This window comes from Acrocarpospora sp. B8E8 (genome assembly GCF_039871605.1).
GTDB lineage: Bacteria > Actinomycetota > Actinomycetes > Streptosporangiales > Streptosporangiaceae > Acrocarpospora > Acrocarpospora macrocephala.
In genome coordinates this window covers 96,857-105,035 of sequence record NZ_JBDPLV010000038.1, presented here as the reverse complement: position 1 = coordinate 105,035, position 8,179 = coordinate 96,857, and the positions used below count along the sequence as shown (strand labels likewise).

Sequence of the window (8,179 nt, the reverse complement as noted above, 5' to 3'; positions counted from 1 at the left end):
CTCGTCACCGCAACCAACCACGGCATCGACGCCTTCCATGCGCTCCGTGACGCCTTCCTCGGCAACCCCTGGACGCTGTCTCAAGCCACCGCATAACCCCAGCTCACGGATACGTGTGAGTGGTTACAATACGAGACCATCTACTACGCGCAAGAATCATCTGATACGGTAGCCGAGACGATATCGAGCTAGCCTCTATCGATCCCGGGGCGGTTCACCTCCCAGCAAGTCAAACCGCTGATCCCGGCCTCGGCCGGCTCCCGGCTGGTCGTCACCAGCAGAGGCCGGCTCAGCTCCCTCGACGGCGCCCTCCACCTGCTGCTCGATGTGCTCTCCCCGGACGAGGGGGTGCGATTCTTCAGGGCCGCGCTGGACGGGGAAGGCGAACAGGCGCACATCGACCAGATCGTCGGTCTCTGCAACGGCCTGCCGCTCGCGCTCACCATCATGGCGGCCAGATCGCAGGTCTCGCCGATCGAGGAGCTCGCCTCCTCAGCCAGGAACACCCGGAACCGCCTCGCCGAGATCGCGGACGGAGAGCGCAGTATCCGCTCGGCGTTCGAGATCTCCTATCTAGCGCTGCCCGAGCATCTGCGGCGGATCCTCGGCATGCTCGGCCTTCATCCCGGCGGCGACTGGACCGCGCATCACGTGGCCGCCCTCGCCGACCTCGACCTGGCGACCGCCAGGCGGTACCTGGAGCGTCTGGTCAACGCCCGGCTGATCGAGCGGAACTCCAGCCAGCGGTTCGAGATCCACGATCTCATCGGTGACTTCGCCCGCCTCAAGGCCGACTCGGACCTGTCCGCCGCGGCCCGTGACGCGGCCCGGAGCAGGCTGATCGCCTGGTCGCTCGACATGGTGGCCCGGGCTGACGAGGCGATCACCCCCGGGCGCTACCGGCCACCCATCGAGCCGACGGGGCACTCCGTACCGTTCACCGACGAGGCCTCCGCGTCCGCGTGGCTGGCAGCGGAGCAGAAGAACCTCGTAGCGGCGTGCCAGCTCGCGTTCGACACCGGAGCCGACTCGGCCTGCTGGCGGCTGGCGGCCATGTTACGAGGGCACTTCTTCCTCACCAAGCAGTGGGACGACTGGCTCGCGACGCACACCTGGGCGCTAGCCGCTGCCGAACGCGCCCGGGACCGGGACGGCGAGGCCATGACGCGGAACAATCTCGGCCTGGCGCTCATGGAGATCGGCCGGCTGGACGAAGCTGACGAGCACTTCCTCATCGTCCTGAACCGCCTCGCCGACGCCGGGGACGGGTTCGCGCGGGCGAACGCCCTCGCCAACCACGCGGCGATCGCCTACTGCCGCGGGGAGTACGAGAGGTCGCTGCGCCTCAACCAGGAGGCGCTGACCTTGTACGTTGAACGGCGCCACGCCCGCAATCAAGCGATCACCTTGCGCAGCATCGGGCTCGTGGAACTCGAACTGGGACGGCACGAGCAGGCGGTCACCCACCTCACCATGGCGCTCCAGATGTTCTCCGTACCGCACAGACCGATATCGCTCGATGGGGCCATGGCCGTGAACTGCCTGGGTGAGGCGTGGCTGCGCGCCGGAACTTGGCGGAGGCCGAGTCCTGGTTCGCACGCGGGGTCACGGACAGCCGCGACTGCCGCAGCCGCTACGAGGAGGCGCGGGCGTTACGTGGACTCGGCGAGGTGGCGTTCGCCCAGGGCCGACCAGCGGACGCGAGAGAGCGCTGGTGTGCCGCGCTCAGCCATTTCAGCAGACTCGGCGCCCCCGAGGCCACGTCGGTCACCGGCCTGATCTCCTCCTTGTAGCCCTTGGGTTGCCGCGTCGGGGAGCTGGGCGCGCATCGGTCCCAGGCAAGCAAAACCGCCGACCCACCCGAAGGCGAGCCTGGGGCGCAGCTTCGCACGCTGGAAGAGGCGGTGCTGCGGGGCGACCCCGAGATCGCCCCCGCGCACAGCACCGACGAGCCCAAGGCTCCCTGCCTGCTGCCCCCGGCCTCAGCATGCCGGGCCGGACGCTGTTCCGCCGCCTCGGTTTGCTGGAAACCCCGCTCTTCGCGGGATGGAACGCCGCGGCGCTGCTCGGGGCCGGCGCACGGGAGGCGGAGGACGCGCAGCTCGTGGAATACGCCGGCACCGACGAGATCGGCGAGGCGTGCTACCGCATGCACGAGCTCGTCCGGCTGCACGCCCGGGACTGCCTGGCGGACGAGCCTCCCGGCGAGACGGCCGCGGCCGTGGACCGGCTCCTCGGCTCCTGCCTCGCGCCGGCCGAGCAGGCGCCCACCGCGATCACCCACCCTGAACTCCATCACGGCCCCTTCGAGCGATCATGGCTCCGGACCGCCAGCGTTGCACACGAACCTTTAGACCCACCGGCCACGGAATTCGCGCCGGTCTTGACAATCGCCGGGGCTCATCCCGCTGATCTGATCGCCTCGGCTATCGCGGTCAGGCGGTCGGGCGAGGCCAGCCCGGCGTGATACCAGTGCAGGTCACGTGCGCCTGCCTGGCGGAATCGATGAGCCAGGTCGATCACGTCGGCGGGCCCGAGCGCCTGGACATAGGCGGCCACGGGCAGTCCGAACCTTGCCAGCGCCCAGTCGCCCCTCACCGCCGGAGCCCCAGCAGTTGCCGACCAGCACATCCACCCCCTTCGGTGTCGAAGTGATCGCCGACGAGGGCAGGTTCCGGAACCCCAGACCTATCCGGAACCTATCTCACCCCCCGTGACCTGCAAGGTTCCGGAGGTTCCGCAGGTTCCGGCAAATCCGGCGAAGGAAGCCGGACCGCTCGACCTCACCCCCGCGCCCGCCGACGACTTGCCCGGAGTCCGTCATGAACGCCGCCGCCCTGACCGCCCTGGCCGACCAGTTGACCGCCGCCGTCCGCGACGCCACCGGCGATCAGCACCGCCGCGCCGCACACCACGGGCTTCCATTCCTGCCCCTGCCCGAGGACAACCCCCGGATGGACGACTGGATCGACGCCCAGATCCGCATCCTGATGGAGGCGCTGACCGGCGAAACCGCCCGGCTGTGCCGCCACATCACGGCATCGGCCCTGGCATCGGCCCCCACCGTCCTGTACGGCGCGGCGTGGGCACCCGGCCAGCTGGCCTGCCGCTCAACCCTGCACGCCGACCCCATCGAGGACGACACGTGCGACCGGTGCCGCCAAACGGCCGGCGCTTTGCACGCGGGCATGGTGCAAACCGGTGTGCTGCTGCTGGCCTTCGGCCTGTGCCCCGGCTGCGCCCAGCACACCGGACTGACCAACCTCCCCACCCACGGCCGGTCATGAACCCCCGCCCCGAACCCCCCGCCGAACCCCTCAGCGGACCCGCGATCGGACCGGAGAAAGGTGGCGGCACTCCCACAACCGGTCGCGCCGCCGCAACCTCTGCCGCAACCTCCCCCATCCCGCCTGACCAGCCGACACGCGAAAAGGTCGCGGGTCGCGGCACTCCCACCCAAACCCTGAAAAGCCCAAGGAATGCCCCCTACCGGCCCCCCATGGCCGCGACCGCGACCCCGCCGACCGCCCTCGAACTTCTCGCCCTGATGGCCGCCCTGGTGGCCGACCTGGACGGCCAGCACCGCAGCGAACAGGCCGCCTACGAACGCGGCTACCGCGACGGCCACCAAACCGGCTGGGACACCGGCCACGCCCACGCCCACGAAGAGTTGGCCGCCAGCTGGCGAGTCCTCGCCGCCCACATCCGCAACCACGCCAGCACACCTACCCATACCGCGCTCGAAACGGTGCGGTGGGACGGACGGCGCGAGGACTTCGGCAAGCCCCGCCCCAGCGACTACAGGGCGGCCCGCTCGTCACCGCACACGCCTGGAGACGCACCGCGTGAACCCCTACCAGCCACGGCCGCCGCCGAATCCGTCGCCCTCACGTGAGAACCCCGCCGTACACCTCTGGAGATAGCAGATGATCAGCCCCGACGTACCGCCCCCGGTGGACTGGACCGTCTCGCCGATGGACCACTCCGGTCCACCGGATGAGCCCGGCGACTGGATCGCCTTCGCGGAGATCCTCACCCACCTATCCATCAGTAGCGACGACTGGAACAGCTGGGAGCGCAAGGGGCTCGTACCCGCCTACGTGCTCCGCGTCGATGACGACGCGCTCGTTCTACTCGCCGACTACGAGCAGTGGATCGAAAGTTCGAGACCTGGCTCGACTCCCGCACCGACAGCGAAGACGACTAACCCCACCTCGCAGAACAAGCGGCCCCGCCGGAAGCGCCGGTCAAGCAACACCGGCGGGGCCGCCCCCATGAAGGAGCACACACCATCATGACCGTCATCAATCTCCAGGACGCCGCCGACCGTCGCGGCGCTTGGCTTACCGTCCCCGAGATCCTCGAAGACCTGAGCATCGGCCGCCGGACCTGGCAGCGCTGGCGCGCTCTGGGCAAGACGCCGGTATGCACCCGCACCCCCGGCGGACAGTTGCGCATCAAGCGTCGCGACTACGAGAGCTGGCTCGACTCCCTCGCCGACGACGAAGGGACCAACGGCCGATGAAGAGTTACAAGGTCCGCTTCTGGAACATCTATAAGAAGAGCAGCGGCAAACAGCCCTACGTGGTCCGCTGGGTCGTGAACGGCAAGGTATTCCCCCAGTGCTTCACGACATCGGCACTGGCTGACAGCTTCCGTTCAGGGCTCGTCCAGGCCGCCCGCAACGGCGAGGCATTCGACACAGAGACCGGACTCCCCGAGTCCATGACGCGCGCCACAATCGGCATCAGCTGGTACGAGCACGCTCTCGACTACGTCGATTCCCGCTGGAACAAGGTCTCTGGCAAGCAGCGGATTTCGATCGCCGAGACCCTCACCGCGGTGACCCCAGTTCTCGTGAAGGACCGGCGCGGAATCCCCGACCCTGCCGTTCTCCGAATGGCGCTGTACCGGTGGGCACACGGCCCCGGCATCTCGAAGTTTTGACCGGGTTTGATTCCTTGCGCGCGAGTGGCTGCGCCTCTACCGCTGGTAATAACTGACCCAATTCGGGCATGGAAACGGGCACGACTCCCGAAGATCGAGGTTCTCACACCAATCGATCCGGGAGGAAGCCGTGCCCGTGGCCCTATCATCGCTGATCAGTCCGATCGAGAGCGGCAACACAACGGGATCGGTGCCCGATCGGGTGACCCGCGAAGGGCTGCTGGCCCGCTTCCGCCGGATTTCCGACCACCGGTCCACCCGAAACGTCCGGCATCCGCTGGCCTCGATCCTGGCACTGGCCGCGTGCGGGGTGGCCGTGGTCGGCGGAGACTCGATCATCGCGGTCTGGCACTGGGCCTCCGACGCGTGCCCGCAGGAAGTGCTGGCCGAACTGGAGGTGTGGCGTGATCCGTTCACCGGGCTGCGCGTGCCGCCCAGCGAACGGACCTTCCGCCGGGTCCTGGGCGAGGTCGACGGCGACCAACTGGATCGCGAGGTGTGCGCTTACCTGGCCGGGCAGGCGTCCCGCCAAGCCGGCGCACCCGGCCATCCCGATACCCCCGGTGCGGCTCGGCCGGACACCGCCGAGCCTGCCGAGCCGACCCAACCGGCATGGTCGAACGAGCGCGAAGCCCGCCGGGTCCGCCAGCGTGACCGGGAACGTCCCGCTATCGCGGGGTTGTTGCCCGGGGCGGCGGCCGATGGCAAGGCCGTCCGCGGAGCCCGCCGCCCCGACGGCCGCTGTCTCCAACTGCTGTCGCTGTTCTGCCACAACCGCCATGCGACGCTCGCTCAGCGGGCCATCGACACCAAGAGCAGCGAGGTGCCCGAACTCAAGCCGCTGATAGCCGGAGTGGATCTGGCGGGTACGGTCCTGACCGCCGACGCGCTGCACACGGTCCGTGGGACCGCCCGGCACCTGGCCGAGGACCTCGGCGCGTACTATGTCCTGATTTTGAAGCACAATCAGCCCGCGCTCCTGGCCACGGCGATGGCCGCACTGGCTGATGGGACCGACGCCGAGCACGAGCGGGCCGGTACCGGGCACACCGAGATCGACCGGGGCCACGGCCGCAGCGAACGCCGCACCATCCGTACCGCCCCCGCCGACGGCGTCGACTTCCCCGGTGCGGTTCAGGTCATGCGGATCGTGCGGCACATCGCCGATCTGCACGGCGTGGGCAAGAGTAAAGAGGTGGCCTACGGCATCACGAACCTGCCCGCCCACCTGGCCGGACCCGCCCATCTGGGCACCTACGTCCGCCGGCATTGGGGGGTGGAAAACCGCGAGCACTGGGTCCGTGACGTCACCTTCCGCGAGGACGCCGGCCAGATCCGTACCGGCAGCCTGCCCCAGGTAATGGCGACCTGCAGAAACCTCGCGATCGGCGCGTTCCGCCACGTCGGACACGTCAATATGTCCTACGCCCGGCGACACTACCGAAACGACGCCCGCCGCCTGCTCACCCTGTTCGACCTATGAACTCAAATCACCCACGAGCGAGCACATCTTCAAAATGCCGGGGCCGTGCCGGTGGGCATTCAACAGACCACGCCGCGACCTCGATAAGCCCGATGAGGTAGCCGCAGCCCTCAAGTGGATCGCCAAGGCGTCGGTGCCCGTTGCCGACCTCAGCGAGTACGACACCATCACGGCCGCACTGGAGAAGTGCGCGACCAAGCTGGACGGCGGGGCCGCCGCGCCCGGCTACTTCAGCCGACGCCGCCGCGTCCTGTTCAACGTGCTCAAGTACGCCGTCACCAAGAAACGGCTCAAGAACAATCCGATAGACGGGCTGGACTGGAAAGCTCCTGATAGTCCATGCGAGGAAGTAGACCCGTCCGTGGTCGCATCGCCGGAACAGGTACGCGAACTGCTGACCGCCGTCAGCTACTCCGGATACCGACGCGGCCCCCAACTGGTGGCGTTCTACGCCTGCATGTACTTCGCGATGATGCGCCCCGGCGAGGTCATCCCCCTACGACAGGAGGACTGCCACCTTCCCGAATCAGGATGGGGACGGCTCATGCTCGGAAACTCCCGTCCCACGGTCGGAGCCGAATGGACCGATGACGGCCAGGTTCAAGAAGCGCGCGGGCTCAAGGGCAGGCCGCGTAAGGCCAAACGGCCAATACCAATCCCGCCCGAGTTGGTGACCATTCTCCGCACCCACATCGCCCGATATGGCGTGGCGCAAGACGGCCGACTGTTCCGCACCGAACGCGGCGGCATGCTCCAGGCATCGGCCTACGCCCATACCTGGAAGACGGCGCGGCCCTTGGCGTTGACGCCCGCGCAGGTCGCGTCCGAGCTGGCCCGGCGACCGTACGACCTGCGGCACGCGGGGGTGTCGATGCGGCTCAACGCCGGCGTCCCCGCCACCCAGGTAGCCGAATGGGCAGGGCACAGCGTGGAGGTCCTACTCAAGGTCTACGCCAAGTGCGTAGACGGCCAAGACCACGTATGGCGCGGCATGCTCGACAAGGCTCTCGGAGCAGAGGAGTCCGCCTAACCAAACACACGTCTCTGTTAAACGTACCATTGGGGGGCTTCAGGAACATCTTTAGGCCTAATCTCCTTCAATGCCGCGAGGATTCTATACTCACTATCCTTTATAGTGTCAGGGAATGTAAACTTTTCCCCTAAAACCTTGAAATAGGTGGCTTCGGAGGCCCAGACGTCATCCGCCCAACCCTTATGCGCGCTGGCGCAGTACAGTCGTCCGTCGGTCGCGAGCACGACAGGGGGATACCTTTCAAGCGTATACTCATGTTGCTCCTCATAGAGACACCAGCATCTACCCTTGACTTTTCCTCTAGTAGGAGTCGCAGGCCAAACTAGTTTCCGAGATCCAGGACAGCCAGATTTAACGAGACTATCTGCGATCATCCGTATCCACGCGGCCAGCGATCCTAGATACTGTTGTCGCTCGGCAGCTAGATCCCTGGGGGGTGGCTTTCTACTCTGTTGCTCATCGTAGCAATTTCGGCAAAGTAATAGCCCTTGGTCACCGAAAAGGCTGCATACTGGTGTCTGGAGAGTACCGGCCCGGCGACAGACGGGAACCCTGCATTCCGTACATTGCCCCTCAGCAAATAATCCACATCGGCAGGTGGGCGGATATTGGCTTTCGCTCATATGCACGTCCCTTGCAGCCGCCTTAGATACTTAGGTGTACAGCGCGACGGGAGTACCAGTCAAGAACGTAGGACCTAAGCGCGCCCTTCCGAT

Annotated in this window: 9 protein-coding genes; all 9 read left to right on the top strand. The window is 67.1% G+C overall.

Annotation, left to right across the window (positions count from 1 at the left end):
* Positions 1–348 precede the first annotated feature (348 nt).
* The 9 genes from ABGB08_RS31670 (at position 349) to ABGB08_RS31630 (ending at position 7,460) form a co-directional block, all read left to right on the top strand.
* A complete protein-coding gene (locus ABGB08_RS31670) occupies positions 349–1,779 on the top strand; it encodes a tetratricopeptide repeat protein (protein ID WP_347597554.1) in 1,431 nt (476 codons plus the stop codon).
* 208 nt (positions 1,780–1,987) lie between these two features.
* A complete protein-coding gene (locus ABGB08_RS31665; protein ID WP_347597551.1) occupies positions 1,988–2,467 on the top strand; it encodes a hypothetical protein in 480 nt (159 codons plus the stop codon).
* A gap of 355 nt (positions 2,468–2,822) precedes the next feature.
* Positions 2,823–3,287 (top strand): hypothetical protein, encoded by a 465-nt coding sequence (locus ABGB08_RS31660; RefSeq protein WP_347597548.1) that lies wholly within the window; start codon positions 2,823–2,825, stop codon positions 3,285–3,287.
* A 212-nt stretch (positions 3,288–3,499) separates the two neighbouring features.
* A complete protein-coding gene (locus ABGB08_RS31655) occupies positions 3,500–3,895 on the top strand; it encodes a hypothetical protein (protein WP_347597545.1) in 396 nt (131 codons plus the stop codon).
* A 31-nt stretch (positions 3,896–3,926) separates the two neighbouring features.
* Positions 3,927–4,298 (top strand): hypothetical protein, encoded by a 372-nt coding sequence (locus ABGB08_RS31650; protein ID WP_347597542.1) that lies wholly within the window; start codon positions 3,927–3,929, stop codon positions 4,296–4,298.
* Entirely contained in the window at positions 4,295–4,525 is a 231-nt protein-coding gene (locus ABGB08_RS31645) for a helix-turn-helix domain-containing protein (RefSeq protein ID WP_347597539.1), read from the top strand. Before ABGB08_RS31650 ends, ABGB08_RS31645 begins: the two co-directional genes overlap by 4 nt.
* Positions 4,522–4,947 carry a hypothetical protein gene (locus ABGB08_RS31640; protein WP_347597536.1) on the top strand — a complete coding sequence of 142 codons (426 nt, stop codon included), beginning with the start codon at positions 4,522–4,524 and terminating at the stop codon, positions 4,945–4,947. Before ABGB08_RS31645 ends, ABGB08_RS31640 begins: the two co-directional genes overlap by 4 nt.
* A 190-nt stretch (positions 4,948–5,137) precedes the next feature.
* The gene (locus tag ABGB08_RS31635; protein WP_347597533.1) at positions 5,138–6,430 is read left to right on the top strand and encodes an ISAs1 family transposase; all 1,293 of its coding nucleotides are present in this window, start codon (positions 5,138–5,140) and stop codon (positions 6,428–6,430) included.
* Positions 6,431–6,563: 133 nt separating this feature from the next.
* The gene (locus ABGB08_RS31630; protein WP_347597530.1) at positions 6,564–7,460 is read left to right on the top strand and encodes a hypothetical protein; all 897 of its coding nucleotides are present in this window, start codon (positions 6,564–6,566) and stop codon (positions 7,458–7,460) included.
* The last annotated feature ends 719 nt before the right edge of the window (positions 7,461–8,179 follow it).